Source organism: Xanthobacter aminoxidans (assembly GCF_023571765.1).
Lineage (GTDB): Bacteria > Pseudomonadota > Alphaproteobacteria > Rhizobiales > Xanthobacteraceae > Xanthobacter > Xanthobacter aminoxidans.
Genome location: NZ_JAMJXC010000034.1, coordinates 1 through 25,297, shown reverse-complemented (window position 1 = coordinate 25,297; position 25,297 = coordinate 1). Strand labels below are relative to the sequence as shown.

The following is a 25,297-nucleotide window of genomic DNA, read 5'->3' as shown; positions in this document are numbered from 1 at the left end:
GATGAGGATGCGCTGACCAAGCTCGGTCAGGGCCGCAAGCGTGTTCTGGGACGTGGTGGACTTGCCGATGCCACCCTTGCCGTAAAACGCGATCTGTCGCAGCGAAGCCATCTTGCTCTCCTTCGAACCTACTTTGGAAGACCACCGCGCGAATTGGCGCGAGGCCGTTTCTCTCGTCAGCAATATCGATCGGAAACGCCCCGCGGGTTACGGGAAGGAGCGCATCGCTGGCGGCGGCCTAGGCGTGCACTCAGCCCTCACTCGCTGTTGCGCCATGGCAGGAGCAACCAGCGTGCCACTCGCCCCAACACCCCGCAGGCCTTTGATCTCAATCAAATTCCGGGGGTGCGAGGGGGCCTTCCTTGGCCTTTCGGATGGTGTGTCGAACCCGACAGGTACGGGTCGTGTGTCGGGATTGGGACATATGCCGTGCGCTCGACGCGCCGTCGCCGGAGCAATCCCGTCCAGGACTGTGGTTGCGGGCGAGGAACGGAACTTGCTTGACGGTTCATCAACCCGCTCGCGCGCGGACGGCCGTGGTCCCGAACCCGGCCCGCTGCAGCAGGCGGGCGGTGCCGACAACGGGGATCGGCGCGCGATAAACGCAAGTTATGAGCGAGGCGACAGATGCAGATCGGCGTTGAGACGTCCAAGGCGGTGGACCAGCGGCGTGTCTTCGTGGTGGACGAGGACGAGATCACCCGCGCGGCGCTCCAGTTCATGCTGCACGACGAGATCGAGACCCACGAGCTCGCCACCCCCGAGGAGGCCTATGAGAAGGGGCAGGGCTGGCTGATGCCGCACGTGGTCCTGCTCGGCGTCGGCCTGCTCAAGGCGCGCGGCGATGCGCTGATCGGCGAGATGAAGACGAAGTTTCCCGGCGTGCGCATCCTCATCGTCACCGACAGGTCGGAAGAGGCGGTGGCGGTGAGCGGGCTGAAGGCCGGCGCCCATGGCGCGGTGGTGAAGCCGCTGACGCTGGAGGGCGTGCGCAAGAAGGTGGATACGGTGCTCGGCCGCGACGGCGGCGCGCAGCTCGTGCAGCTCTCCGTGATGAAGTAGGGCGCCGTGGCCCACGTCACCTTCTGGGAGAAGCCGGGCTGCGGCACCAATGCCCGGCAGAAGCTCGCCCTCGCCAATGCAGGCCACACGCTGGACGTCCGCAGCCTCCTGACCGAGCCGTGGACGGCGGAGCGCCTGAAGTCCTTCTTCGGCGCGACGCCGGTTGCGACCTGGTTCAATCCGGCGGCGCCGAAGGTGAAGTCGGGCGAGGTCAAGCCCGAGGCGGTGGAGGCCGAGGCCGCCATTGCGCTGATGCTGGCGGAGCCATTGCTCATCCGCCGCCCGTTGGTGGAGGTGGAGGGTGCCCGCTGCGCCGGCTTCGACCGCGAGCCCGTCACCTCCCTGCTGGGACCGGCCCTGCCGGGGGCGCTGCCTCTGGAGGGCTGCTCCCATCCCGGCGAGGCCCATCCCTGTCCGGACCCCGGCGAACGGAAGGCGTCCTGAACATGAACGCGCTGCTGCCCCCCGCGCGTCCCTTCGAGGCGGCGCTGGCCTACCACGCCCGAACCAAGCACAGCCTGAAGGGCTACGCGGCCGGCCCCGAGACGCTGGATTGGGACATGCAGCCCAATCCGTTCCGGGAGTATGAGGGCGCGCCGCGCACCGCCTTGCCGCTGGCGGCGGAAGGGCTCGGCGTCTCCTTTGCCGAGATGGTGTCGGGAACGGTGGCGCCCGCGCCGCTGGATCTTGCCGGCGTCGCCTTGCTGCTGGAACTCTCTTTCGGCCTCGCCGCCTGGAAGCAGCTGGGCCCCGATCGCTGGGCGCTGCGCTGCAATCCCTCCAGCGGCAATCTGCACCCCACCGAGGCTTATGTGATCGCCGGGCGCATCGCCGGTCTCGACGATGGCGTGCACCATTATGTCAGCCGCGACCATGCGCTGGAGCATCGCTTCGCGCCGTCGGGACCGGATGTGGTGGTGGTGGCGGGCGCCTCCGGCTTCGCCATGGAGCAGAGGTTCGGGCCGGCCGGCGGGGCGCCGTCGCTGTTCCTCGCGTTGTCGTCCATCCATTGGCGCGAGGCGTGGAAATATGGCGAGCGCGCCTTCCGCTATTGCCAACTGGATCTCGGCCACGCGCTGGCCGCCGTGCGTTACGCCGCCGCGTGCCTCGGCTGGACGGCGCATCTGGTGGAGGCCCCCAGCGCCGACATCGCCCGCCGCATCGGCCTCGACCGGGCGGCGGACTTCGCCGGGGCCGAGCGGGAGGATCCCGACATCCTGATCGCTCTGGCTCCGGCCGGCGGCGATCTGCCGGCTTTGCCGCAGCTGCCGGTGGGTGGGCGCTGGATGGGGCGGGCCAATGTGCTGGACCGGCATCCGCTCTATCGCTGGCCGGTGATCGATCAGGTGAGCCTTGCCACCCATCGCGCCGGCGCCGATGCGGGGGAGGGGGTGGCGGCTCCCGCCCTTCCGCCCCGCGAGGCGACCGGTGACGCGCGGGCGGCCTCCGTCATCCTCGGCCGGCGCAGCGCGCAGCGCTTCACCGCCAAGGGCAGCACGATGTCCCGCGACGTGTTCCTCGGCCTCATGGATGCGCTGCTGCCGCGCGCTGCGGCGCCGTTCGATGCCGCCCCCTTCGAGGCCCGCGTCCATCCGCTTCTGTTCGTGCATCGCGTGGAGGGGCTTAGCCCCGGCCTCTATGCCCTGCCGCGCCGGGACGGTGTGATCGCGGATCTCAAGGCCGCGCTGCGCTCCGACTTCACCTGGGAAAAGCCGGAGGGCGTGCCGGCGCACCTGCCGATCTATCGGCTGGTGGAAACCGACTGCCGCGGCATCGCCCGCACCGTGAGCTGCCATCAGGCCATCGCCAGCGACAGCTCGTTCGCCCTCGCCATGCTCGCCGAATTCGAGCCGCTGGTGACGGCGGAGGCGTGGCGCTACCGCCAGCTCCATTGGGAGGCGGGCATGGTCGGCCAGTCGCTCTATCTGGAAGCGGAGGCGGCGGGCTTCCGTGGTACCGGCATCGGCTGTTTCTTCGATGACGATTTGCACCAGCTGCTGGGGCTCGAAGGCGCGGCCTTCCAGTCCATCTACCACTTCACCGTCGGGCGCGCCGCCGTCGACGACCGCATCACCACCGAGCCGGCCTATCCCGGCCGGGGCGCCTGAGCGGGATAGGCGCCGGATTTGGGGAGACGATCATGAAACAGCGCACGCCCTTCCGCCGCATCGGCGTCGCGGAGGCGGTGGCCATCGTCGGCACGGGCAAGGCCCTGCTGCTCGATGTGCGCGACGCCAATTCCTACGCCGCCGGCCATGTGGCGGGCGCGCGGAACATGGCGTTCGGCAATCTCGGCGACATCATCGGCACCACGCCGAAGGCGCAGCCGGTGGTCATCTATTGCTATCACGGCAACGCCAGCCAGGAGTATGCGCAGGCCTTGTCGGATTTCGGCTTCTCCGACGTGACGAGCGTGGACGGCGGCTATGAGGCCTGGTTCAGCCACGTGCAGTCGCAACAGTCCGCCGCCGTGCTCGACCCCGCGCTCTCGGCCTGGATCGCCAGTCGCGGCTTTCCGCCTGACGGGCTGAATGCCACCGCCGAGAACGGCATGACGCCGCTGATGAAGGCCTGCGCGGAGGGGCTCGGCGAGACGGTCGCGGCCCTCATCGCTGCCGGTGCCGCCCTCGACATCCGCAATGCGGACGGCAACACCGCGCTGTGGATCGCCTGCGTGGGCGATCATCTCCACATCATCGATGCGCTGGTGGACGCGGGCATCGCCATCGACAGCGCCAACGACAATGGCGCCACGGCGCTGATGTATGCGGCCTCCGCCGGCAAGGCCGGCGTGGTGGAGAAACTGCTCGCGCGTGGGGCTGATCCGCGGCCGGAGACCCTGGACGGCTTCTCCGCGCTGGACCTCGCCTCCACCATCGAATGCCTCACGCTGCTGCGGCGCGCGACCAAAGAGGCCCGGGCAGCGGCCCCGGTCTGACGTCCAAGTGTCGCGTCGCGCTTTGTCTCGTGGACCCTGCGGTCTGCCCACGCTAATCCTGCTGTATCGGGACTGAGCGAGGATACGGCGCATGAGCTACCGCTGGTGGACGCAGGCCATGGTGGACGCCCTCCTCGCCGAGGATGCGCCCTATGGCGATCTGACGACCGAGAGCCTCGGCCTCGCCGGCCGCGACGCGCGCCTCTCCATGGCCGTGCGCGGCGACACCACGCTCTGTGGCGTGGAGCTGGCGCGCGAGCTGTTCCTCACGGCCGGCGTCAAGGCCGATCTGCTGGCGGCGAGCGGCGCGCGGGTGCCGCAGGGCGACACCTTCCTCCTCGCCGAGGGCGCGGCCGGTCCCATCTTCCGGGCGTGGAAGGTGGCGCAGACGCTGGTGGAATATCTCTCCGGCATCGCCACTCTCACCGCCGACATCGTGGCCGCCGCGCGGGCGGTGTCGCCCGAGGTGGCGGTGGTGACGACGCGCAAGACCCTGCCCGGTGCCAAGGCGCAGATGATCGCCGCCATCCGCGCCGGCGGCGCCTTCCCGCACCGGCTTGGCCTGTCCGAGACGCTGCTGCTGTTTCCCGAACATGCCGCCTTCCTCGCCGATCCCGCCGAGGGCATCGCGCGGCTGCGCCGGCAGGCGCCGGAGAAGAAGGTGGTGGTGGAAGTGAAGACGCCGGAGGAGGCCGAGGCCGTTCTTCCCGCGCGGCCGGACGTGCTCCAGTGCGAGAAGATGACGCCGGACGACATCCGGCAGGTGGTCGCCCTCACCGCGGAACATTCTCCCGGCACGAAGGTGGCGGCGGCCGGCGGCGTCAATCTCTCCAACGCCGCCGCCTATGCCGCGGCCGGCGCCCATGTGCTGGTGACGTCGGCACCCTATTGGGCGAAGCCCGCCGACGTGAAGGTGGTGATCGGCCCGGCCTGAGCGGCGCCTGCCGCCGGCTCTCGCACCGGATGATCTGCCCTCACCCGTGAATTCGTCCGGCCACGGCAAGAAATGACCGGACGGGAATGGGCGACTACGTAATTATACGTATGTTCGATACCGACAACACGGTGTGTCGCACGTGTCTCGTCTGTCGTGATCCTGTCGAACCTCGGACAAGCTTGCCGGCTGTCGGCTTTGCGACAGCTGGGCGCTCCCTGATTTCCATCGATTCCAGAATGGCTTGCGGCAATGGCACGCGGTTTGCGTGATCCCTGTCAGGCGCTGCTGGCGAATGGTGGGCGGCTTCGATGCTCCGGCTCACCACAGGCGCGGTTCAGGGCCAAGGGACTTAGGGTCACGGGACTTGAGGAAGACACCATGCTCGCGAAGTCTCCATCGGTGACATCTGGGCGCTCCGGCCGGTCCTCGGCGGAGGCTGGCGGTTCGGCGGCAGGGGCTGCGGCCGCCCGCACGGTCTTCCTCAACGACACCACGCTCCGCGATGGCGAGCAGGCGCCGGGCGTCGCCTTCACCCGCAAGGAGAAGATCGAGATCGCCGAGGCGCTCGCCGCCGCCGGCGTGCCCGAGATCGAGGCCGGCACGCCCGCCATGGGCGACGAGGAGATCGAGACGCTGCGCTCCATCGTCTCGCTCAAGCTGCCGCTGCGGGTCGCCGCCTGGTGCCGGATGAGCGAGGAAGACCTGTTTGCGGCGGTCTCCGCCGGGGTCAGCTACGTCAATCTCTCCATTCCCACTTCCGACCGCCAGCTCAAGGGCAAATTGAACCGCGACCGCGACTGGGCGCTCGCAGCCCTGAAGCATGTGGCGACGCTGGCCACCAAGCTCGGCTTCACGGTGGCCATCGGCTGCGAGGACGCCTCCCGCGCCGATCCCGATTTCCTGTGCCGGGTGGCCGAGGTGGCGCGGGAGGCGGGTGCCTTCCGCCTGCGCCTCGCCGACACGCTGGGCGTGCTCGATCCCTTCTCCACCTATGCACTGGTGCGGCGCGTCGCCAATGCCACGGACCTCGAGATCGAGTTCCACGCCCACGACGATCTGGGCCTTGCCACCGCCAACACCCTCGCGGCCGTCACCGGCGGCGCCCGCCATGCCAGCGTCACCGTGGTGGGGCTCGGCGAGCGGGCCGGCAATGCGGCGCTGGAGGAAGTCGCCATCGCCCTGCGCCAGACCGCCCGCGCCGAAAGTGGCATCGACCCGCGCGCCCTGCGCCCGCTGGCGGAGAAGGTGATGGCCGCCGCCGGCCGCGCCATGCCGCGCACCAAGGCCATCGTGGGCGAGGATGTGTTCACCCACGAGAGCGGCATCCATGTTGCCGGCCTGCTGAAGGATCGTGGCACCTACGAGGCGCTGAACCCGGAACTGCTCGGCCGCTCCCACCGCGTGGTGCTGGGCAAGCATTCCGGCCTTGCCGCCATCTCCAAGGCCCTCGCCGACGAGGGGCTGGCGGTGGACGAGGCCCGCGGCCGCGCCATCCTCGCCCGGGTGCGCGACTTCTCGGTGCGCACCAAGGAGACGGTGACGCCCCAGGTGCTGCGTCGCCTCTACGAGGACAGCTTCACCGAAGAAGCGCTGAAGCGCCGCCACGCCGCCGTGATGGGAGCCTGATCCATGATCATGGGAAGCCCCAAGTGGCACGGTACCGAGGTGCCCCTCGCCACGGCGACCGCGCTGGATGCGCCGGCGGCGTCCTTCACGGTGTGGCAGCTCATCCGCGAGGATGTGAACTGCGTGAAGGCGCGGGACCCGGCGGCCCGGCACACGTTCGAGATCGTGCTCACCTATCCCGGCGTCCACGCCATCATCTGGCATCGGCTTGCCAGCCGGTTGTGGCGGCGGGGGGTGAAGTTCCCGGCCCGCTTCCTCTCCTGGCTGGGCCGTTTCCTGACCAATGTGGACATCCACCCCGGCGCCACCATCGGCCGGCGCTTCTTCATCGATCACGGCGCGTGCGTGGTGATCGGCGAGACCGCCGAGATCGGCGATGACGTCACCCTGTACCATGGCGTGACCCTGGGCGGCACGTCCTGGACGGCGGGCAAGCGCCATCCCACCCTGCGCAACGGCGTGCTGGTGGGCGCGGGAGCCAAGATCCTCGGGCCGATCACGGTGGGGGCCGGCTGCCGGGTCGGCGCCAATTCGGTGGTGATCGAGGATGTCCCGCCGGCCATGACGGTGGTGGGCATTCCCGGCCGGGTGGTGAAACCCACATCCGACCGCCGCAAGCTCGGCGACGGCCGCATCGACCTTGAGCACCATCTGATGCCGGACCCGGTGGGCGAGGCCATCGTCTCCCTGCTGGACCGGATCGAGTTCCTCGAGGCCCGCCTCACCCACCTGCAGGGCGAGCGCCAGCGCGGCCGCCCGGCGAGCGCGGACGAGGCGGCCTGACATCCCAGACTTGGGCTGATCGACAGGAGAAAGAGCGACATGTCCATCATCGACAAGCTGAAGTCTCTCGGAAGCGCCGAGGAGTTCTTCGAGGTGCTGCAGGTGGAATACCAGCCGGAAGTGCTGCAGGTGCTGCGCCTCCATATCCTGCGGCGCATGGGCCAGTACCTCGTCTCGGCCGAGTTCGACGGCATGGGCGAAGAGGAGATCTATTCCGCCGCCCAGACCATGCTGGGACAGGCCTATGCCGACTTCATCAAGTCCAACCCCATGGCGGAGCGCGTGTTCAAGGTGCTGAAGGAGCACGATCCGAACCGCCCGGCGGCCCCCGCCGCCAAGCCCGCCTTCGTCCAGCTCGGCTCGCTCAAGACCGGAAGCTGAGACCGTCTCGTCCCGCCCCTCCGCGCAGCCGCGCGGATGAAGGTGGGGCCACCCTTCCGCCGGAGCGCCCCCGAAGTGCTCCGGCCGGCTGCCCTCTCCCTGCTTTTTGTTCGTTGATATTGACGTTGTTTTATTTCTTTCATCCGGCTGGTCGCTCGGCCGTGTGCGGGGAGAGGGCAGATTTCCTTAAGGACCGGCGCCGAGGAGCGCTGATGACCGCCGCGTTGATGACCCCGGCCACGTGCCAAGACCCCCGGGCCGGTCCCGGCGGTGGGCTGGCCCCGGTCCGGGCGCGCGTCCGGACCCGGCGCATGGGTGGCGCCAGAACCGCCCAGATCCCTTACGCAAGGCCAGAGGCCGTGTGATCCTGCCCCATTCGGGTGGACCATGCCGGCCCCCGCGCGCCTTCCCCCTCTGGCTTTCCGGACTTTTCCAGATCGCACGGCGCTGCGCCGGCCCCTTGCAGTCTCGCCCTGCCGCCGGGCGGGCGCGAGCGTCATGCCGCCCGAGCGGGCGGAAGCGTTGCCTTTTCGGGTGTGGCCGGTGGTAGGCCGCTGCACCGCCCTGCGGGATGGTTTTCCGCATGGTGCAAATCAGCAGAAAATCGGCGCAAAACGACCCGTTTTTGCGGCAAAATCCCGCTCGATGCCACTATTTGTGCAGTGCGGCCGGCTTGAACCCCCGGACGGATGGGAGTAGTCAAGCGCCGCGTTCCTGCGGCGGCTCGTCTCATGTGCCGGCTCCGCAGCGGTTACCGGGGATTTGGGATGGCCCGCAACAAGATCGCCCTCATCGGGGCCGGCCAGATCGGCGGTACGCTCGCCCTTCTGGCTGGACTGAAGGAACTGGGCGACATCGTGCTGTTCGACGTCGCCGACGGCGTTCCCGACGGCAAGGCCCTGGACCTCGCCCAGCTCGCCCCCGTGGAGGGGTTCGACGCGGGCATCTGGGGCGCCTCCAGTTATGATGCCATCGCCGGTGCCGACGTGGTGATCGTCACCGCCGGCGTTCCGCGCAAGCCGGGCATGAGCCGCGACGACCTCCTCGCCATCAACCTCAAGGTGATGGAGCAGGTGGGCGCGGGCCTGCGCAAATATGCGCCTGACGCTTTCGTCATCTGCATCACCAACCCGCTCGATGCCATGGTCTGGGCGCTCCAGCGCACCAGCGGCCTGCCGCCGGAGAAGGTGGTGGGCATGGCCGGCGTGCTCGATTCCGCCCGCTTCCGCTTCTTCCTCTCCGAGGAGTTCGGCGTCTCGGTGGAGGATGTGACCGCCTTCGTCATGGGCGGGCACGGCGATGCCATGGTGCCGCTGGTGCGCTATTCCGCCGTGGGCGGCATCCCGGTGCCGGACCTCATCCGCATGGGCTGGACCAGCGAGGAGCGCATCGCCGCCATCGTCCAGCGCGTGCGCGACGGCGGGGCGGAGATCGTCAACCTGCTCAAGACTGGCTCGGCCTTCTACGCGCCGGCCGCCGCCGCCATCGCCATGGCGGAGAGCTACCTGAAGGACAAGAAGCGCCTGCTCCCGGTCGCCGCACGGCTCGATGGGGAATACGGGCTCAGGGATATCTATCTCGGCGTGCCGGCCGTCATCGGCGCGCGGGGGGTGGAGCGTATCGTGGAGGTCGAACTCGACCGGTCCGAGCGCGCCATGTTCGAAAGATCGGTCGCCGCAGTCGAAGGACTGGTGGAGGCCTGCCTGAAGATCGCACCCGGCCTCGGGAAGTGATCTCGCTCATGACGGCGTGCCGCAAGGCGCGCCGTTTTCGTGCCGGGGTACAACCGGCGTGGTGAAGGAGACGAGTGTTCCCCTCCTCGGGGGAGACCGCATCCTCGCTCCAGTCCTTCGGGCCGGGGCGGTGGCGCGGGTCCCCCTTCTGCGGTGGAGGCGGTCTTGACCGGGCGGTCCCGCAATTGCGCGGGACCCGGGACGGGCCGGGGCGGGGAAAGGGACACATCGCAACCCTGAGGGACACGGAAGATGAATATTCACGAGTATCAGGCCAAGGCGCTGCTGAAGAGCTTCGGCGCCCCGGTCTCGCGCGGCATTCCCGTGCTGAAGGTCGAGGAGGCGGAAGCCGCCGCCAAGGAGCTGGGTGGCCCGCTCTGGGTGGTGAAGTCGCAGATTCACGCCGGCGGCCGTGGCAAGGGCAAGTTCAAGGAGCCCGAGGCCGGCGAGAAGGGCGGCGTGCGCCTCGCCAAGTCCGTGGATGAGGTGAAGGAGTTCGTCGGCCAGATGCTCGGCCGCACCCTCGTCACCATCCAGACCGGCCCGGCCGGCAAGCAGGTGAACCGCCTCTACATCGAGGAAGGTTCGGACATCGAGAAGGAGTTCTACATCTCCCTGCTCGTGGACCGCGTCACCTCGCGCGTGGCCTTCGTGGTCTCCACCGAAGGCGGCATGGACATCGAGGAAGTCGCCCACTCCACCCCTGAGAAGATCGTGACCTTCTCGGTGGACCCGGTGACCGGCGTGCAGGGCTTCCACGGCCGCAAGATCGCCAAGGCCCTCGGCCTGTCCGGCGAACTCGCCAAGCAGGCCGGCAAGCTGGCCGAGGTGCTCTACACCGCCTTCGTCGAGACCGACATGGCGATGCTGGAAATCAACCCGCTCATCGTCACCAAGGACGGCAACCTGCGCGTGCTCGACGCCAAGGTGTCCTTCGATTCCAACTCCCTGTTCCGCCATCCCAAGCTCGTCGAGCTGCGCGACCTGACGGAAGAGGACGAGAAGGAGATCGAGGCGTCCAAGTACGACCTCGCCTACATCGCCCTCGACGGCACCATCGGCTGCATGGTCAACGGCGCGGGCCTCGCCATGGCGACCCTCGACATCATCCAGCTCTACGGCGAGAGCCCGGCGAACTTCCTCGACGTGGGCGGCGGCGCCAACGAGGAGAAGGTGACGGCGGCGTTCAAGATCATCACCGCCGATCCGAACGTGAAGGGCATCCTCGTCAACATCTTCGGCGGCATCATGAAGTGCGACGTGATCGCCAACGGCGTGATCGCGGCGGTGAAGGCGGTCGGCCTCCAGGTGCCCCTCGTGGTGCGCCTCGAAGGCACCAATGTGGAAGAAGGCAAGCAGATCATCCGTGAGAGCGGGCTCAATGTGATCCCCGCCGATGATCTCGATGATGCGGCGCAGAAGATCGTCGCGGCCGTGAAGAAGGAAGCTGCGTGATGTCCGTGCTGATCGACGCCAACACCAAGGTCATCACCCAGGGCTTCACCGGCAAGAACGGCACCTTCCACGCCCAGCAGGCCATCGCCTACGGGACGAAGATGGTCGGCGGCACCTCGCCGGGCAAGGGTGGCACCACCCACCTCAACCTGCCGGTGTTCGACACCGTGATCGAGGCCAAGGAAGCCACCGGCGCCGACGCCTCGGTGATCTATGTGCCGCCTCCGGGCGCCGCCGACGCCATCCTCGAGGCGATCGACGCGGAGATCCCGCTCATCGTCTGCATCACCGAGGGCATTCCGGTGCTCGACATGGTGAAGGTGAAGCGCGCCCTGTCCGGCTCCAAGAGCCGCCTCATCGGCCCCAACTGCCCCGGCATCGTCACCGCCGGCCAGTCGAAGATCGGCATCATGCCGGCCAACATCTTCAAGACCGGCTCGGTGGGCATCGTCTCGCGCTCCGGCACGCTGACCTACGAAGCCGTGTTCCAGACCACCCAGGAAGGCCTCGGCCAGACCTCGGCGGTGGGCATCGGCGGCGATCCGGTGAAGGGCACGGAATTCATCGACGTGCTGGAGATGTTCCTCGCCGACCCCAAGACCGAGTCGATCGTCATGATCGGCGAGATCGGCGGTTCGGCGGAGGAAGATGCGGCGCAGTTCATCGCCGATGAGGCGAAGAAGGGCCGCAAGAAGCCGATGGTGGGCTTCATCGCCGGCCGCACGGCCCCTCCCGGCCGTCGCATGGGCCATGCCGGTGCCATCATCTCCGGCGGCAAGGGCGGCGCAGAGGACAAGATCGCGGCCATGGAGGCAGCGGGCATCCGCGTGTCTCCGTCCCCCGCGCGCCTCGGCAAGACCCTCGTCGAGGTGCTGAAGGGCTGAGGCTTTCCCCCGGCCTGGCCGGGGGATCGCCGCTTGGATGACCGGGAGCGGGAACGCCGGGCGAAAGCCTTGGAATTCCGCTCCCGCAAGAGCACGCGCCGATCAGATTGCATCGCAATCTGATCGGATCACGCGTTCTCTTTCCTGGAGTTAGAGGGCGATTCACCGAGCGGATTGGTTCAATCCGCTCGGATCGCGCTCTAGGCATCCGCCGCGCAATCGCCATGAAGTTCGGCGACTGGCGAGCGCGGTTCGGACGGGGCGAGGCGCCGGCCTTTCGGCCGGTGGCCGCTCTGCCCATATGAAGGTTGTCGAGCACTGCTGTCGAAGGCCGCCACGAGCCTCGCAGGGGTGACGGGGCGTCCGGCAAGGGCCGGGCGCCGGATTTGTGGCAGACGAGCGGCCTTGGGGCTTCATTTTCCGCGCGAAATGCGCTCAAGGAGAGTGAGGCGCCACGGTCTTCCGGGAACAAGCCCATGTCGCGCGCGGAACAGAACGACGTATTCCTGAACACCTCCTTCCTCTATGGCGCCAATGCCGCCTGGATCGAGGATCTCTACGCCCGCTATGAGACCGATCCCAATTCGGTCAGCGCTGAGTGGCAGGCCTTCTTCGCGGCGTTGAAGGACGATCCCAACCAGGTGATCGAGAACGCCCGCGGCGCCTCCTGGAAGAAGCCCAACTGGCCGGTGCACGCCAACGGCGAGCTGGTCTCGGCCATGGACGGCCAGTGGATCGAGGTGGAGAAGGCCATCGCCGACAAGGTGAAGGCCAAGGCGCAGAAGTCCGGCGTCGAATTCTCCGCCACCGAGGTGCAGCAGGCCACCCGCGATTCCGTCAAGGCGCTGATGATGATCCGCGCCTACCGCATGCGCGGCCACCTGCACGCCAATCTCGACCCGCTCGGCCTGACCCCGCCGCGCGAGGCGCCGGAGCTGGACCCGGCCTCCTACGGCTTCTATGAGGCCGACCTCGACCGCAAGATCTTCATCGACCACGTGCTGGGCCTCGAATTCGCGACCGTCCGCCAGATGGTCGCCATCCTGCGCCGCACCTATTGCGCCTCCATCGGCGTCGAGTTCATGCACATCTCCTCGCCCGAGGAGAAGGCGTGGATCCAGGAGCGCATCGAGGGGCCGGACAAGGAAGTCACCTTCACCCGCGAGGGCAAGCGCGCCATCCTCAACAAGCTGGTGGAGGCCGAGGGCTTCGAGAAGTTCCTCGACGTGAAGTTCACCGGCACCAAGCGCTTCGGCCTCGACGGCGGCGAGAGCCTGATCCCGGCGCTGGAGCAGATCATCAAGCGCGGCGGCAATCTCGGCGTGAAGGACATCGTGTTCGGCATGGCCCACCGCGGCCGCCTGAACGTGCTGACCCAGGTGATGGGCAAGCCCCACCGCGCCCTGTTCCACGAGTTCAAGGGCGGCTCCTGGGCGCCCGACGACGTGGAAGGCTCGGGCGACGTGAAGTATCACCTCGGCGCCTCGTCCGACCGCGAGTTTGACAACAACAAGGTCCACCTGTCGCTGACCGCCAACCCGTCGCACCTCGAGATCGTCGATCCGGTGGTGCTGGGCAAGGCCCGCGCCAAGCAGGACCAGCTGGGCGACACCGAGCGCACCAAGGTGCTGCCCCTGCTGCTGCACGGCGATGCCGCCTTCGCCGGCCAGGGCGTGGTGGCCGAGTGCCTCGGCCTCTCCGGCCTGAAGGGTCACCGCACCGGCGGCTCGATCCACTTCATCATCAACAACCAGATCGGCTTCACCACCAATCCGCGTTATTCGCGCTCCTCGCCCTATCCATCGGATGTGGCGAAGATGATCGAGGCGCCGATCTTCCACTGCAACGGCGACGACCCGGAATCCGTGGTGTTCTGCGCCAAGGTGGCCACCGAGTTCCGCCAGCGCTTCCACAAGCCGGTGGTGGTGGACATGTTCTGCTACCGCCGCTTCGGCCACAACGAGGGCGACGAGCCCGCGTTCACCCAGCCGAAGATGTACAAGGTGATCCGCCAGCACGCGAGCGTGCTTGAGCTGTACACCAAGAAGCTGGAAGCCGAGGGCGTGGTGACCGCCGGCGAGGTGGACACCATGCGCAATGCGTGGCGCGACCGCCTCGAGGCCGAGCACGAGGCCGGCCAGGCCTACAAGCCCAACAAGGCCGACTGGCTCGACGGCCGCTGGGCCGGCTTCAAGCCCACCCATGAGGACGACGATCCGCGCCGCGGCAACACCGGCCTGCCGGAAGACGAGCTGAAGGCCATCGGGGCCAAGATCACCACCGTGCCGGAGGGCTTCCAGGTCCACCGCACCATCCAGCGCTTCCTCGACAACCGCAAGAAGGCCATCGAGGACGGCAAGGGCATCGACTGGGCGACCGGCGAGGCGCTCGCCTTCTCCTCCCTGCTGCTGGAAGGCCACCCGGTCCGCCTGTCGGGCCAGGACGTGGAGCGCGGCACCTTCTCCCAGCGCCATTCGGTGCTGCTCGACCAGGAGACCGAGGCCCGCTACAAGCCGTTCAACCACCTCTCCGAGACCCAGGCCAAGTACGAGGTCATCAATTCGATGCTCTCGGAAGAGGCGGTGCTCGGCTTCGAGTACGGCTACACGCTGTCCGAGCCCAACACCTTGGTGCTCTGGGAGGCGCAGTTCGGCGACTTCGCCAACGGCGCGCAGGTGGTGTTCGACCAGTTCATCTCCTCGGGCGAGCGCAAGTGGCTACGCATGTCCGGCCTCGTCTGCCTGCTGCCGCACGGCTATGAGGGCCAGGGTCCGGAGCACTCCTCCGCCCGCCTCGAGCGCTATCTGCAGCTGTGCGCCGAGGACAACATGCAGGTGGCCAACGTCACCACCCCGGCCAACTACTTCCACATCCTGCGCCGGCAGATGAAGCGGGAATTCCGCAAGCCGCTCATCCTGATGACGCCCAAGTCGCTGCTGCGCCACAAGCGGGCGGTGTCCAACCTGTCGGACATGGTGACCGGCACCACCTTCCACCGCGTGCTGTGGGACGACGCCCAGTCGCACCCGGACGAGAACACCATCAAGCTCCAGCCGGACGACAAGATCCGCCGCGTCGTGCTGTCCTCGGGCAAGGTCTATTATGACCTGCTGGAGGAGCGCGAGAAGCGGGGCGTGGACGACGTCTACCTGCTGCGCGTGGAGCAGCTCTATCCGTTCCCGCTCAAGACGCTGGTGCAGGAGCTCGGCCGATTCAAGAATGCCGAGGTCGTGTGGTGCCAGGAGGAGCCGAAGAACCAGGGGTCCTGGGCCTTCGTGCAGCCCTATCTGGAGTGGGTGCTGGAGCAGGCGGGCGGTGCCGCGCGGCGTCCGCGCTATGCCGGCCGTCCGGCGTCGGCCGCCACGGCCACCGGCCTCATGTCCAAGCACATGGCGCAGCTCAAGGCCTTCCTCGAGGAAGCCCTGGGCTGATCCGACACCCGAAAAACCGCCCCGAAAGAGGACGCGCCGTGCCGCACTTCCTGCTCCGCCTCTCCCCGCCGCGCCCGAGCTTTCCCTCGGACGCGAGCGCGGCCGAGATGGATGCCATGGGCGCGCACTTCGCCTTCTGGCAGGCCGAGGCGGAGGCCGGCACGGCCCTCGCCGTCGGTCCGGTGGCGGACCCGGCGGGCATCTGGGGGATGGCCGTCATCGAAGTACCCGACGAGGCCGCCGCGACCGGCCTCTCGCTTCGGGATCCCGTCATCAAGGCGGACCTGGGCTTCACCTATGCGGTGATGCCCATTCTGTCGCTCATCGAGCGCCGGGCGCCACGCCCGGCCCAAGCCGAAGTCTGAGGGAGGCCCCCTCAAGGGGCGAACACAATGACCGAGATCCGCGTGCCCACCCTGGGCGAGTCCGTTACCGAGGCGACCATCGGCAAGTGGTTCAAGAAGCCCGGCGAGGCCGTCAAGGCCGATGAGCCGCTGGTGGAGCTCGAGACCGACAAGGTGACCGTCGAGGTGCCGGCTCCGGCCTCGGGCGTCCTCTCCGAGATCATCGCCAAGGACGGCGAGACCGTCGGTGTTGGCGCGCTGCTCGGCAATATCGGCGCCGGCTCGGGCGCCGAGGCCGCTCCGGCCGCTGCCCCCGCCGCAGCTCCCGCTCCCGCCGCTGCACCCGCTCCGGCCCCGGCCGCCGCTCCCGCCGCCGCTGTTGCGGCCGGCAGCAACGGCCCGGCCGTTGGCCGCATCGCCGCCGAGACCGGTGTGAACCCGGCCGACGTCTCCGGCTCCGGCAAGGACGGCCGCGTCACCAAGGGCGACATGCTGGCCGCCATCGCTGCCGGCGCCTCGGCCGCCGCCGCGCCCGCACCGGTTGCGGTGCGCGCCCCCTCGGCGCCGACCGACGCCGCCCGCGAGGAGCGGGTGAAGATGACCAAGCTGCGCCAGACCATCGCGCGCCGCCTGAAGGACGCCCAGAACACCGCCGCCATGCTCACCACGTTCAACGACGTGGACATGACCGCGGTGATGAGCCTGCGCAGCCAGTTCAAGGATGCGTTCGAGAAGAAGCACGGCACCAAGCTCGGCTTCATGGGCTTCTTCACCAAGGCGGTGATCGCGGCGCTGAAGGACATCCCGGCGGTGAACGCCGAGATCGACGGCCAGGACCTCGTCTACAAGAACTATTACAACATCGGTATCGCGGTGGGCACCGAGAAGGGCCTCGTGGTTCCGGTGGTGCGCGACGCGGACCTGCTCTCCGTCGCCGAGATCGAGAAGGCCATCGCCGGCTACGGCCGCAAGGCGCGTGACGGCAAGCTCGGCATCGAGGAGATGCAGGGCGGCACCTTCACCATCACCAACGGCGGCATCTACGGCTCGCTGATGTCCACCCCCATCCTCAACGCGCCGCAGTCGGGCATCCTCGGCATGCACCGCATCGAGGAGCGCCCGGTGGTGATCAAGGGGCAGATCGTGATCCGCCCGATGATGTACCTCGCCCTCTCCTACGACCACCGCATCGTCGACGGCCGCGAGGCCGTGACCTTCCTGGTGCGCGTGAAGGAGACCCTGGAAGATCCCGCGCGCCTCGTGCTGGATCTGTGAGGATGTGAGGGATGGCCAGGCACCGGAAGCGTCTGGCCATCCTTCTTCTCGCCTATGCGGGAGCCGTCTGCGCGGCCTTCAGCGGCTGGTTCGGAGGACGGGCGTTCGAGATCATCATGGCCAGCCCGGGGCTGATGATGGGCCAGAGCTTCCCCGAGCAAGTCTGGGCCTTCGCTTTCTTTGCCGGCGCGGTGGTATTGGGACTGGTCTTTCTAGTCGTGCTCGAGCGCCTCGTTCCGGCTGATCCCCCCTCCGAACGGAAATGAGAATGCCGACCGTGGCCATCGTGGAGGGCGTGACCATCCAGTTCTTCTTCAGCGATCATCCGCCTCCGCATTTCCACGCCCGGTTCGCCGAGCATCAGGCCTTGATCGCGCTGAACAGCTGGGATGTGCTGGAAGGATCGCTGCCCGCCCCCAAATTGAGGGCGGTTCTGGATTGGGCAAAGGCCCATGAAGACGAACTGGTGACCTGCTGGAAGAAGGCCGTGGTGCGCCAGTCGCCGGGGAAGATCGGATGAAGCTCGGAAACACCATCGTCTCGGTCGAGGTGCCCCGCTTTCCGCTGGTCCGGCTGACCTATGCGGACGGCTTTTCCGCGACCCTCGACTTTTCAGAGAAATTCGCCTGGGGCGAGGCGACCCGCCCCCTTTCCGATCCGGCTTTCTTCGCCACCGCCCATGTGGGCTCTGGTGGATCGAGCCTCGAATGGATCTGCCCAGACGGCGAGGAAATCGATTTCTGCGCCGATGCCCTGCGGCTCGAGGCGGAGGCGCTTGCCGACCGTCCTGCGGCCGAGTGATACCTGAACCGAGGAAACCATGTCCTACGATCTCATCATCATCGGCACCGGCCCCGGCGGCTATGTGTGCGCCATTCGCGCGGCCCAGCTCGGCCTCAAGGTCGCGGTGGTGGAGAAGCGCGGCACCCATGGCGGCACCTGCCTGAACGTGGGCTGCATCCCCTCCAAGGCGCTGCTCTATGCCTCCGAGCTGTTCGAGGAAGCCGGCCACAAGTTCGGCGAGATGGGCATCGGTGTCCCGGCTCCCAAGCTCGATCTGCCCGCCATGCTGGCCTTCAAGGACCGCGGCGTGGACGGCAATGTGAAGGGCGTCGAGTTCCTGCTGAAGAAGAACAAGGTCGACGTCTACATGGGCGCCGGCAAGATCCTCGGCCCCGGCAAGGTGGAAGTCACCCTCAACGCCGACGGCAAGGTCGAGGTGCTGGAGACGAAGAACATCGTCATCGCCACCGGCTCCGACGTCGCTCCGCTGCCGGGCGTGACCATCGACGAGGAGCGCATCGTCTCCTCCACCGGTGCGCTGAAGCTGCCCAAGGTGCCCGGCAAGCTCGTCGTGGTGGGCGCGGGCGTCATCGGCTTGGAGCTGGGCTCGGTGTGGCGCCGCCTTGGCGCGCAGGTCACCGTGGTGGAATTCCTCGACCGCATCCTGCCCGGCATGGATTCGGACGTGGCCAAGTCCTTCCAGCGCATCCTCGACAAGCAGGGCTTCACCTTCAAGCTCGGCACCAAGGTCACGGGCGTCGACACCAAGGGCAAGACGCTCAAGGTCTCGGTGGAGCCCGCCGCGGGCGGCGCCGCCGAGGTGCTGGAGGCGGACGTGGTGCTGGTCGCCATCGGCCGCATCCCCTTCACCGCCGGCCTCGGGCTGGAGGAGGCGGGCGTCGCCAAGGATGCGCGCGGCCGCGTGGTCACCGATCACCACTTCGCCACCAACGTGCCCGGCATCTACGCCATCGGCGACGTGATCGTCGGCCCCATGCTCGCCCACAAGGCCGAGGACGAGGGCGTGGCGCTGGCGGAGCAGCTGGCCGGCAAGGCGGGCCATGTGAACTATGACGTGATCCCCGGCGTGGTCTACACCTTCCCGGAGGTCGCTTCCGTCGGCAAGACCGAGGACGATCTGAAGGCCGCGGGCGTCGCCTACAAGGTCGGCAAGTTCCCCTTCACCGCCAACGGCCGCACCAAGGTGAACAACACCACGGACGGCTTCGTGAAGATCATCGCCGACGCCGCCACCGACAAGGTGCTGGGCGCCCACATCATCGGCCCCGAGGCCGGCGAGATGATCCACGAATGCGCGGTGCTGATGGAGTTCGGCGGCTCGTCGGAAGACCTCGCCCGCACCTGCCACGCCCATCCCACCCGCTCGGAAGCGGTGAAGGAAGCGGCCATGGCCGTGGAGAAGCGCGCCATCCACATGTGAGGGCGCGGCGGGCCCGTGAGCTTGCCTCAGGGGGCCCGCGATCAGCCCGCGCGGCGCTTGAGCGTGGCAAGGAGCATAAAAGGCCGGCGGGGCATCCCGCCGGCCTTTTGCGTTCCGCGCATAAAAAAGCCCCGGCCCGAGGGCCGGGGAACGGAGGTTCCTTCCGGGAGGAAGCCGAGGCGCGCGCGCCGAAATCAGCCGCCCTTCTGGGTCACCGGATTGCTGGCGGTGGTGGTGGTGTCGCCGACGGAGGCGTTGGTCATGCCCGGGCACGCGAGCGCCGGGCCGGCGAGGACGCTCAGGGCGCACACGACGAAAGCGATCCGCTTCATCTTCCTCTCCTGCCTGTCACGTATCAACGCGCTGATTAGGCCAGAGAAAGGCCCGGCGGGAAAGCCCTCCGCCCGTACCGCACGATCACGAACATGCGCAGCTTGGCTGTCATGCCATCGGCCTCGGCCTTCGACCGAGGCCGTGCGGGCCGCGCTCAGGCGCCGCGCGGGCTTGACCGAAGGCCCGTGAGTCAAGCGCACGGGCCTTCAGGGCAATGTTCCCTCAGCGCGAGGCGTCGTCCGGCTGGGCGAGGATCAGCGCCCAATACACCTTGTACTTGGAATTGGGGGCGTTGGCCGTGGCGATGCCCATGCGGGTCACGCCCGGCTCCAGCATGTTCTTGTTGTGCGAGGGGGAATCGCGCCAGCCGGAGAAGGCCTCGGCCAAAGTGTGGTAGCCGGCGCCCACATTCTCCACCGCCCGCTTCGCGTCATAGCCCGAGGCCTTGATGCGGGTGATGAAATTGCGCCCGCCCACCTCGTGGGAGAGGTTGTCCGCCTTGGCCATGGCGTTGGCCTGGTCCTGGGCGAGGCGGCTCAGCGTGTCGTCGATGGTCACCGCCGGCAGGCCGCGCGCGGTCCGGTAGTCGGAGAGGAGGGAGGCCGCGGCGGCCGCGTCCACCGGCTTACCGGTCTTGGCGAGGTTGATGTAGAAGGCCGGCTGGGTGTCGATCTGCTCGGTGGTGGCGCAGCCGGCGAGGACGGCGAGAAGCGCAAGGCCGGCACCGGCGAGGAGGGAGCGGCGGAGGATCTGTTCGCGCATGTCTCGGCTTCCGGCTGGCCTTTTCGGGCGGGCTTTCGGGGGGCGGCCCCCCGGCATTCCCCCTGTCTTGTGCGCCGGGAGGGTTGAGGAAGCGTTAGCGCGCCCGGCCCTCCCGGCCCCGGCCTATTGCAGCGGATCGGGCGGCGCCGGGGGCGGGGGCACCATGTCGCGGGGGGCGCGGGCCAGCGCCGCCCAGGGCTGGGCCACCATGCCCACATGCGCCTTGCGGAAGCGCGAGAGCACCTGGAAATGCAGGTCGCTCTTCACGGTCAGCGCATAGTCCACGTTGGCCACCACGCAGCGCAGCTCGAACACGATGCCCGCGTCGGCGAACTTCATCAGGAACACACGCGGCGGCGGCGTCTGGAGCACCTGCGGATGGTCGCACGCGCAGCCGACCAGGATGTCGCGCACCTCCTCCGGGTCGCTGTCATAGGAGACGGTGACGGCGACGATGATGCGGCCGGTGGTGTTGGAGTGCGTCCAGTTCTTCACCATGCCGGTGATGAGGTCGGCATTGGGGACGATCACCGTGGCGCGCTCGAAGGTCTCGATCTCCGTGGAACGCACCGAGATGCGTCGCACATAGCCTTCCTCGCCCTTCACGTTGATGGTGTCGCCCACCCGGATCGGTCGCTCGGCGAGCAGGATCAGGCCGGAGACGAAGTTCGACACCACCGACTGAAGGCCGAAACCGATACCGACCGAGAGGGCACCGGCGACCAGCGCGATGTTCTCGAGGTTCAGCCCCAGCTGCCCCATGGCGACCATCACGGCGATGATGGTGCCCACATAGCCGACGATGGTGGAGATGGAGGATTGCAGCGAGGGCTCAAGCCCCGTGCGGGGCAGGAGCGCGCTCGACACCCATTTCTGCAGGCCGCGCGCCGCCGCGAGGCTGACGAGCAGCAGCAGCACGGCATAGACCACGCTCCACAGCGTGATGGTGGCGTTGCCGATGCGCACGCCGAAGGAGACGCGCTCCACCGTCTCCATCATGTCGGCGGTGGAGGTGCCCCAGCTGCCGACGATGAGGAAGGCGGCGACGACAAAGAGCTGGAGCTTGAGCAGGCCGGAGGCGATGACGCCGATCAGCTCCACCCGCTCCGGCTTGAGGCCCAGCATGCTGGAGATCATCCGCGCGCGATGTGTCTCGGCCGAAAGCCCCTCGCCGAAGAAGGCGTCGATGAGGGCATAGAGCAGATAGAGCACGCCGAGCACGGCGGCGGCGATGACCATGCGCGCGGCGACGAAGGCCGCGAAGCTGATGTAACCGGCCACCAGCGCGCCGATGAGGGCGAACACCGCCACCCACACGAACAGGCGGATGTAGCGCGGCGGTGCCGGTGCCGGGCCGGTGGCGGCGATGGCCGCGGCGTCGGTGGTCGCCGAGTCCTTCGTCGTATCCGCATCGGCCTCCGCCCGGGCGGCGCCGACGAGGAAGCGCGAGATGAAGCCGGCGATGAGCAGCGACATGATCGCGCTCGTCACCACAGTCAGTCCCACGGGCGCGAACAGCACCCGGTGCAGGGCGTTGAGCGCGGCGGCGATGGCCAGCGTCCACACGGTGAAGGAGAAATAGCGGAAGGTGAGGGCGGCGGCGCCGTCCGAGAGCGGCGGCAGGCGGCGCCACGGCTCGTTCGGCGCCAGGAAGGCGCGGCCCACGGCATTGCCGATGGCCTTGATGAATATGGCGATGAGGATGCCCTGCACCAGCTCCTCGGCGCGGGGCGGAATGATCTCGAAGGCGCCGATGAAGGCGATGGCGGCCATGGCCGCGGCCGGCGCGACCGTGGCGTTCAGGAACAGCACCTTCATCGCCTCGCGCGCCGAGCGCAGGCGGGTGAAGCTCTCGCCCTCGGCCGGCGCGGGGGTGCGCAGGCGCTTGCGCAGCAGGCGCCCGCCCGCCACCACGGCCGCCATGATGGCAAGGCCGCCGATGACGATGCCGATGACGGCCAGCGGCGACAGGCGCCGCACCGAATAGGCGCGCCAGTCGTTGCCGAAGTAGCGCAGCGCGCGGAACTCGGAATTCAGCGCGTTGAAGGCGTTGGTCCACAGGTCGGGGTCGAGGACCGAATCCACCCGCTCGAACAGCTGGCCGGTGAACAAGGCGCGGCGGCGCGAGCTGATGCGGTCGGAAATCTGGTCGCCGCGCAGCACCAGCGCGCGGTTCTGTTTCAGGACGGCGCCGAGTTCGGCGGAGATCTTGGTGAGCCGCTCGCGGTCGGCGGCGACGGTCGGCTCCTCGGTGGCGCCCTCGGCGGGCTTGGGGCCGAGGCCGCTGAGGCGGCTCTCCGCATCGGCGACGCGGGGGGCGATCTGGTCGGAGACGGCCGCGAGGTCCTTGCGGGCCGGATCGAGGCGCTGGCGCAGTTCGTCGAGGTCGCCGGGGCGCAGGCCTTCCACCGCGAGGGCGGCGTCGATGGAATCGAGGGCGGAGCGGGCCGCCTCCATCTTCTCGCGGGCGGCGACGATGGTCGGATCGGGCGGCACCGGCGCGGGCTTGGCCACCGGCTGCGTCGGCGTGGCATCGCCGGCGGCGGGCGCGGGGGTGCCGGCTGCGGCGGGGGGCGCGGCGGCAGCATTGGGCGTGGCGGCGGCGGGCGCAGCCTGTCCGTGGCCCTGTGTCTGGCCCTGTCCCTGCTGTTGTCCCTGCACCGGCGGGCTGGCGGCCTGCTGGGCGCCGGCCTGGGCCAGGGGGAAAACCGACAGGGCGAGCGCGACCAGAAAGGCCGCGGACGTCTTCACCTTCATATTGAACCTCCGCGGCGGCGTTCCTGTCGCCCGAAGGCGGCAGCCTCGTGGCGGATGGGGGATAAAGGCGTAAAGGTCGCCCCAAACCGCGACAAAAGCGCTGGAAAGACCCGCACCTTTGCCGCTATCTCGTCATCCCCCGGTAGCGATGAGGCTTTCCTGATGACCGCCGATGCTTCCGTCAAGCCCGAGCTGCGGGCAAACGTCCCCGATGCGCTGACGCTGGCGACCGAACTGATCCGCGCGCCGTCCGTCACCCCCGATTCGGGCGGCGCGCTGGAAATCGTCTCCCGCCGTCTGGAGGCCTTCGGATACCATGTGGAGCGCCTGACCTTCGACAGCGGCGGCATTCCCATCCCCAACATCTACGCCCGCATCGGCACCGGCTCGCCCAACCTCTGCTTCGCCGGCCATGTGGACGTGGTGCCCGAGGGCGATCCCGCCCACTGGCTGCACGGGCCGTTCGCCGGCACCGTGGAGGATGGCAAGCTCTTCGGCCGCGGCGCGGTGGACATGAAGGGGGCGGTGGCCGCCTTCCTCGCCGCCGCGCTCAGCCATGGCCGGCCGGAGACCGGCAGCCTCTCCTTCCTCATCACCGGCGACGAGGAAGGCCCGGCCCTCGACGGCACCGTGAAGGTGGTGGAGTGGCTGAAGGAGAAGGGCGAGGTCATCGACCACTGCGTCCTCGGCGAGCCCACCAACCCCAACGCCATGGGCGATGCCTTCAAGGTGGGCCGGCGCGGTAGCCTCTCCGGCATCCTCACCGTGAAGGGGGTGCAGGGGCACGTCGCCTATCCGCACCTCGCGGACAATCCCATCCCGCGCCTCCTGAAGCTGGTGGGCGAGCTGACGTCGGCGCCCCTTGATCACGGCTCGGACTTCTTCCCGCCCTCCAATCTGGAGGTGATCTCCATCGATGTGGGCAATCCGGTGTTCAACCTGATCCCGGCCGAGGCCACCGCCCGCTTCAACGTGCGCTTCAACGACCTCTATTCGCTGGAGACGCTGAAGTCCGAGATCATCCGCCGGATCGACGGCGCCGGCCTCACCTACGATCTCGCCTTCCAGCCCGGCGCCAGCCAGAGCTTCCTCACCGCCCCCGGACCCTTCGTGGAGCTGGTGGCGGATGCGGTCGAGGCGGAGACGGGGCGACGGCCGGAGGCCTCCACGTCCGGCGGCACCTCCGATGCGCGCTTCATCAAGGACATCTGCCCGGTGGTGGAGTTCGGCCTCGTCGGCCAGACCATGCACAAGGTGGACGAGGCGACGCCGGTGGCCGACCTCGAGGTGCTGACGCGCATCTATTCCCGCATCATCGCGCGCTATTTCGCCACCTTCGCCTGAGCGGACGCCCCCATGACCGAGACCATCCCCGGCGAAACCGCCTCCATCCTCGACGTGGACGGCCGCGCCATCGCCATTCGTGCCATCCCGGGCGCGGTGCCCGGCCTGTTCTGGCTCGGCGGCTTCAAGTCGGACATGACCGGCACCAAGGCCGAGCACCTCGCCCGCTGGGCGCAGGCGCGGGGGCAGGCCAACGTGCGGTTCGACTATTCCGGCCATGGCGCCTCGGGTGGGGCGTTCGAGGAGAGCACCGTCTCGCGCTGGCTCAACGAGGCGCTGGCGGTGTTCGACCACGCCACCTCCGGCGACCAAGTGGTCATCGGCTCGTCCATGGGCGGCTGGATCGCGCTGCTGCTGGCCCGCGCCCTCGCGGCGCGGGGGGAGAAGCGGCTGAAGGGGCTGGTGCTGGTGGCACCGGCGCCGGACTTCACCGAGGCCCTCATGTGGGACAAGTTCCCGCCCCCGGTGCGCGAGCTGATCGAGACCACGGGCCGCTTCCTCAAGCCGACGCTCTATGGCGAGGACCCCTATGTCATCACCCGCGAGCTGATCGAGGATGGGCGCCGCCATCTGCTGCTCGGCGCGCCGTTCGCGGTGGGCTGCCCGGTGCGCATCCTTCAGGGCGCGCGGGACGAGGACGTGCCGTGGGAACACGCCATGCGCCTCGTGAGCTGCCTCGCCGAGGACGACGTGGTGTTCTCCCTCATCAAGGACGGCGACCACCGCCTGTCCCGCCCGGAGGATCTGGAGCGGCTGACGGAGGCGGTTGAGGGGCTGGTGTGAGGAAGTTCCCCGGACAAGCGACGGCGTAGCCGGAGCGCTGATCCGGGGGCCAGCGCAAGAGTTCCGCGCAGCGGTCAATGCCGGAGAACGGTGGGGTTCGGAAGCGCCTTCGGCGGCCTGTTGCGCTGGGCCCCTGTGTGTTGGGGATGTGTCAGGATGGGAGCGGGCGGGAGATCGTTGGGCCCCAGGTCTTGAAGACCGTGAGCCGGCACGGATCCCCGCCCGCTTGAACACACCCAGCCTGA

Annotated in this window: 23 protein-coding genes and 1 pseudogene; 20 read left to right on the top strand and 4 right to left on the bottom strand. The window is 68.5% G+C overall.

The window, feature by feature from the left end; genetic code table 11:
- Positions 1-111: pseudogene (gene nifH / locus EJ105_RS26780) on the bottom strand (nitrogenase reductase); the annotation flags it as partial.
- A 516-nt stretch (positions 112-627) separates the two neighbouring features.
- Between nifH and EJ105_RS26775 the strand changes: the two are divergent.
- The 18 genes from EJ105_RS26775 (at position 628) to lpdA (ending at position 19,073) form a co-directional block, all read left to right on the top strand.
- On the top strand, positions 628-1,062 hold the full coding sequence (locus EJ105_RS26775; RefSeq protein ID WP_250168743.1) for a response regulator transcription factor: 435 nt from the start codon (positions 628-630) through the stop codon (positions 1,060-1,062).
- Between the two features lie 6 nt (positions 1,063-1,068).
- Entirely contained in the window at positions 1,069-1,506 is a 438-nt protein-coding gene (locus EJ105_RS26770) for an ArsC/Spx/MgsR family protein (protein ID WP_250168742.1), read from the top strand.
- A gap of 2 nt (positions 1,507-1,508) precedes the next feature.
- Positions 1,509-3,170: a nitroreductase family protein gene (locus EJ105_RS26765; protein WP_250168741.1), complete on the top strand. Its 1,662-nt coding sequence runs from the start codon at positions 1,509-1,511 to the stop codon at positions 3,168-3,170.
- A 32-nt stretch (positions 3,171-3,202) separates the two neighbouring features.
- Complete coding sequence (locus EJ105_RS26760; RefSeq protein ID WP_250168740.1) at positions 3,203-4,000, top strand: ankyrin repeat domain-containing protein; 798 nt, start codon at positions 3,203-3,205, stop codon at positions 3,998-4,000.
- Positions 4,001-4,091: 91 nt separating this feature from the next.
- A complete protein-coding gene (gene modD / locus EJ105_RS26755; protein WP_250168739.1) occupies positions 4,092-4,934 on the top strand; it encodes a ModD protein in 843 nt (280 codons plus the stop codon).
- Positions 4,935-5,315: 381 nt separating this feature from the next.
- On the top strand, positions 5,316-6,563 hold the full coding sequence (nifV, locus tag EJ105_RS26750; RefSeq protein ID WP_029555896.1) for a homocitrate synthase: 1,248 nt from the start codon (positions 5,316-5,318) through the stop codon (positions 6,561-6,563).
- A gap of 3 nt (positions 6,564-6,566) precedes the next feature.
- Positions 6,567-7,346: a serine O-acetyltransferase gene (gene cysE, locus EJ105_RS26745; RefSeq protein WP_029555895.1), complete on the top strand. Its 780-nt coding sequence runs from the start codon at positions 6,567-6,569 to the stop codon at positions 7,344-7,346.
- Positions 7,347-7,385: 39 nt separating this feature from the next.
- The gene (nifW, locus tag EJ105_RS26740; RefSeq protein WP_250168738.1) at positions 7,386-7,727 is read left to right on the top strand and encodes a nitrogenase stabilizing/protective protein NifW; all 342 of its coding nucleotides are present in this window, start codon (positions 7,386-7,388) and stop codon (positions 7,725-7,727) included.
- Positions 7,728-8,494: 767 nt separating this feature from the next.
- Positions 8,495-9,460 carry a malate dehydrogenase gene (gene mdh / locus EJ105_RS26735; RefSeq protein WP_250168737.1) on the top strand — a complete coding sequence of 322 codons (966 nt, stop codon included), beginning with the start codon at positions 8,495-8,497 and terminating at the stop codon, positions 9,458-9,460.
- A 252-nt stretch (positions 9,461-9,712) separates the two neighbouring features.
- Complete coding sequence (gene sucC / locus EJ105_RS26730) at positions 9,713-10,915, top strand: ADP-forming succinate--CoA ligase subunit beta (protein WP_250168736.1); 1,203 nt, start codon at positions 9,713-9,715, stop codon at positions 10,913-10,915.
- Positions 10,915-11,799, top strand: coding sequence for a succinate--CoA ligase subunit alpha (sucD, locus tag EJ105_RS26725; protein ID WP_024281008.1), 885 nt, complete (start codon positions 10,915-10,917; stop codon positions 11,797-11,799). The genes sucC and sucD overlap by 1 nt, the downstream gene beginning before the upstream one ends.
- Before the next feature lie 476 nt (positions 11,800-12,275).
- Positions 12,276-15,230, top strand: coding sequence for a 2-oxoglutarate dehydrogenase E1 component (locus EJ105_RS26720; RefSeq protein ID WP_029555891.1), 2,955 nt, complete (start codon positions 12,276-12,278; stop codon positions 15,228-15,230).
- A gap of 38 nt (positions 15,231-15,268) precedes the next feature.
- Positions 15,269-15,595, top strand: a complete 327-nt coding sequence (locus tag EJ105_RS26715) for a YciI family protein (RefSeq protein WP_024281006.1) — start codon at positions 15,269-15,271, stop codon at positions 15,593-15,595.
- Between the two features lie 27 nt (positions 15,596-15,622).
- A complete protein-coding gene (odhB, locus tag EJ105_RS26710; protein ID WP_250168735.1) occupies positions 15,623-16,849 on the top strand; it encodes a 2-oxoglutarate dehydrogenase complex dihydrolipoyllysine-residue succinyltransferase in 1,227 nt (408 codons plus the stop codon).
- 11 nt (positions 16,850-16,860) lie between these two features.
- A complete protein-coding gene (locus EJ105_RS26705; protein WP_250168734.1) occupies positions 16,861-17,115 on the top strand; it encodes a hypothetical protein in 255 nt (84 codons plus the stop codon).
- Positions 17,116-17,117: 2 nt separating this feature from the next.
- The gene (locus tag EJ105_RS26700; protein WP_250168733.1) at positions 17,118-17,369 is read left to right on the top strand and encodes a DUF4160 domain-containing protein; all 252 of its coding nucleotides are present in this window, start codon (positions 17,118-17,120) and stop codon (positions 17,367-17,369) included.
- Positions 17,366-17,650 carry a DUF2442 domain-containing protein gene (locus tag EJ105_RS26695; RefSeq protein WP_250168732.1) on the top strand — a complete coding sequence of 95 codons (285 nt, stop codon included), beginning with the start codon at positions 17,366-17,368 and terminating at the stop codon, positions 17,648-17,650. Before EJ105_RS26700 ends, EJ105_RS26695 begins: the two co-directional genes overlap by 4 nt.
- Positions 17,651-17,669: 19 nt before the next feature.
- Positions 17,670-19,073 (top strand): dihydrolipoyl dehydrogenase, encoded by a 1,404-nt coding sequence (gene lpdA / locus EJ105_RS26690; RefSeq protein ID WP_250168731.1) that lies wholly within the window; start codon positions 17,670-17,672, stop codon positions 19,071-19,073.
- Positions 19,074-19,267: 194 nt separating this feature from the next.
- Here the strand turns inward: lpdA and EJ105_RS26685 are convergent, their stop codons facing one another.
- From EJ105_RS26685 to EJ105_RS26675, 3 genes are all read right to left on the bottom strand, one after another.
- Positions 19,268-19,405: a hypothetical protein gene (locus EJ105_RS26685; RefSeq protein ID WP_156026258.1), complete on the bottom strand. Its 138-nt coding sequence runs from the start codon at positions 19,403-19,405 to the stop codon at positions 19,268-19,270.
- A 223-nt stretch (positions 19,406-19,628) separates the two neighbouring features.
- Positions 19,629-20,168, bottom strand: a complete 540-nt coding sequence (locus EJ105_RS26680; RefSeq protein ID WP_029555888.1) for a CAP domain-containing protein — start codon at positions 20,166-20,168, stop codon at positions 19,629-19,631.
- Between the two features lie 123 nt (positions 20,169-20,291).
- Positions 20,292-22,925, bottom strand: a complete 2,634-nt coding sequence (locus tag EJ105_RS26675; protein ID WP_250168730.1) for a DUF3772 domain-containing protein — start codon at positions 22,923-22,925, stop codon at positions 20,292-20,294.
- Positions 22,926-23,087: 162 nt separating this feature from the next.
- Between EJ105_RS26675 and dapE the strand changes: the two genes are divergently transcribed.
- Positions 23,088-24,269, top strand: coding sequence for a succinyl-diaminopimelate desuccinylase (gene dapE, locus EJ105_RS26670; RefSeq protein ID WP_250168729.1), 1,182 nt, complete (start codon positions 23,088-23,090; stop codon positions 24,267-24,269).
- Between the two features lie 12 nt (positions 24,270-24,281).
- Positions 24,282-25,052 (top strand): alpha/beta hydrolase, encoded by a 771-nt coding sequence (locus EJ105_RS26665; RefSeq protein WP_250168728.1) that lies wholly within the window; start codon positions 24,282-24,284, stop codon positions 25,050-25,052.
- Positions 25,053-25,297 lie beyond the last annotated feature (245 nt).

Bases quoted from the DNA above. Each gene is read 5' to 3' on its own strand.
- EJ105_RS26775 (WP_250168743.1), top strand. From the start codon at position 628: ATGCAGATCGGCGTTGAGACGTCCAAGGCGGTGGACCAGCGGCGTGTC.
- EJ105_RS26765 (WP_250168741.1), top strand. From the start codon at position 1,509: ATGAACGCGCTGCTGCCCCCCGCGCGTCCCTTCGAGGCGGCGCTGGCC.
- EJ105_RS26760 (WP_250168740.1), top strand. From the start codon at position 3,203: ATGAAACAGCGCACGCCCTTCCGCCGCATCGGCGTCGCGGAGGCGGTG.
- modD (WP_250168739.1), top strand. From the start codon at position 4,092: ATGAGCTACCGCTGGTGGACGCAGGCCATGGTGGACGCCCTCCTCGCC.
- nifV (WP_029555896.1), top strand. From the start codon at position 5,316: ATGCTCGCGAAGTCTCCATCGGTGACATCTGGGCGCTCCGGCCGGTCC.
- cysE (WP_029555895.1), top strand. From the start codon at position 6,567: ATGATCATGGGAAGCCCCAAGTGGCACGGTACCGAGGTGCCCCTCGCC.
- nifW (WP_250168738.1), top strand. From the start codon at position 7,386: ATGTCCATCATCGACAAGCTGAAGTCTCTCGGAAGCGCCGAGGAGTTC.
- mdh (WP_250168737.1), top strand. From the start codon at position 8,495: ATGGCCCGCAACAAGATCGCCCTCATCGGGGCCGGCCAGATCGGCGGT.
- sucC (WP_250168736.1), top strand. From the start codon at position 9,713: ATGAATATTCACGAGTATCAGGCCAAGGCGCTGCTGAAGAGCTTCGGC.
- sucD (WP_024281008.1), top strand. From the start codon at position 10,915: ATGTCCGTGCTGATCGACGCCAACACCAAGGTCATCACCCAGGGCTTC.
- EJ105_RS26720 (WP_029555891.1), top strand. From the start codon at position 12,276: ATGTCGCGCGCGGAACAGAACGACGTATTCCTGAACACCTCCTTCCTC.
- odhB (WP_250168735.1), top strand. From the start codon at position 15,623: ATGACCGAGATCCGCGTGCCCACCCTGGGCGAGTCCGTTACCGAGGCG.
- EJ105_RS26705 (WP_250168734.1), top strand. From the start codon at position 16,861: ATGGCCAGGCACCGGAAGCGTCTGGCCATCCTTCTTCTCGCCTATGCG.
- EJ105_RS26700 (WP_250168733.1), top strand. From the start codon at position 17,118: ATGCCGACCGTGGCCATCGTGGAGGGCGTGACCATCCAGTTCTTCTTC.
- EJ105_RS26695 (WP_250168732.1), top strand. From the start codon at position 17,366: ATGAAGCTCGGAAACACCATCGTCTCGGTCGAGGTGCCCCGCTTTCCG.
- lpdA (WP_250168731.1), top strand. From the start codon at position 17,670: ATGTCCTACGATCTCATCATCATCGGCACCGGCCCCGGCGGCTATGTG.
- EJ105_RS26685 (WP_156026258.1), bottom strand. From the start codon at position 19,405: ATGAAGCGGATCGCTTTCGTCGTGTGCGCCCTGAGCGTCCTCGCCGGC.
- EJ105_RS26680 (WP_029555888.1), bottom strand. From the start codon at position 20,168: ATGCGCGAACAGATCCTCCGCCGCTCCCTCCTCGCCGGTGCCGGCCTT.
- EJ105_RS26675 (WP_250168730.1), bottom strand. From the start codon at position 22,925: ATGAAGGTGAAGACGTCCGCGGCCTTTCTGGTCGCGCTCGCCCTGTCG.
- dapE (WP_250168729.1), top strand. From the start codon at position 23,088: ATGACCGCCGATGCTTCCGTCAAGCCCGAGCTGCGGGCAAACGTCCCC.
- EJ105_RS26665 (WP_250168728.1), top strand. From the start codon at position 24,282: ATGACCGAGACCATCCCCGGCGAAACCGCCTCCATCCTCGACGTGGAC.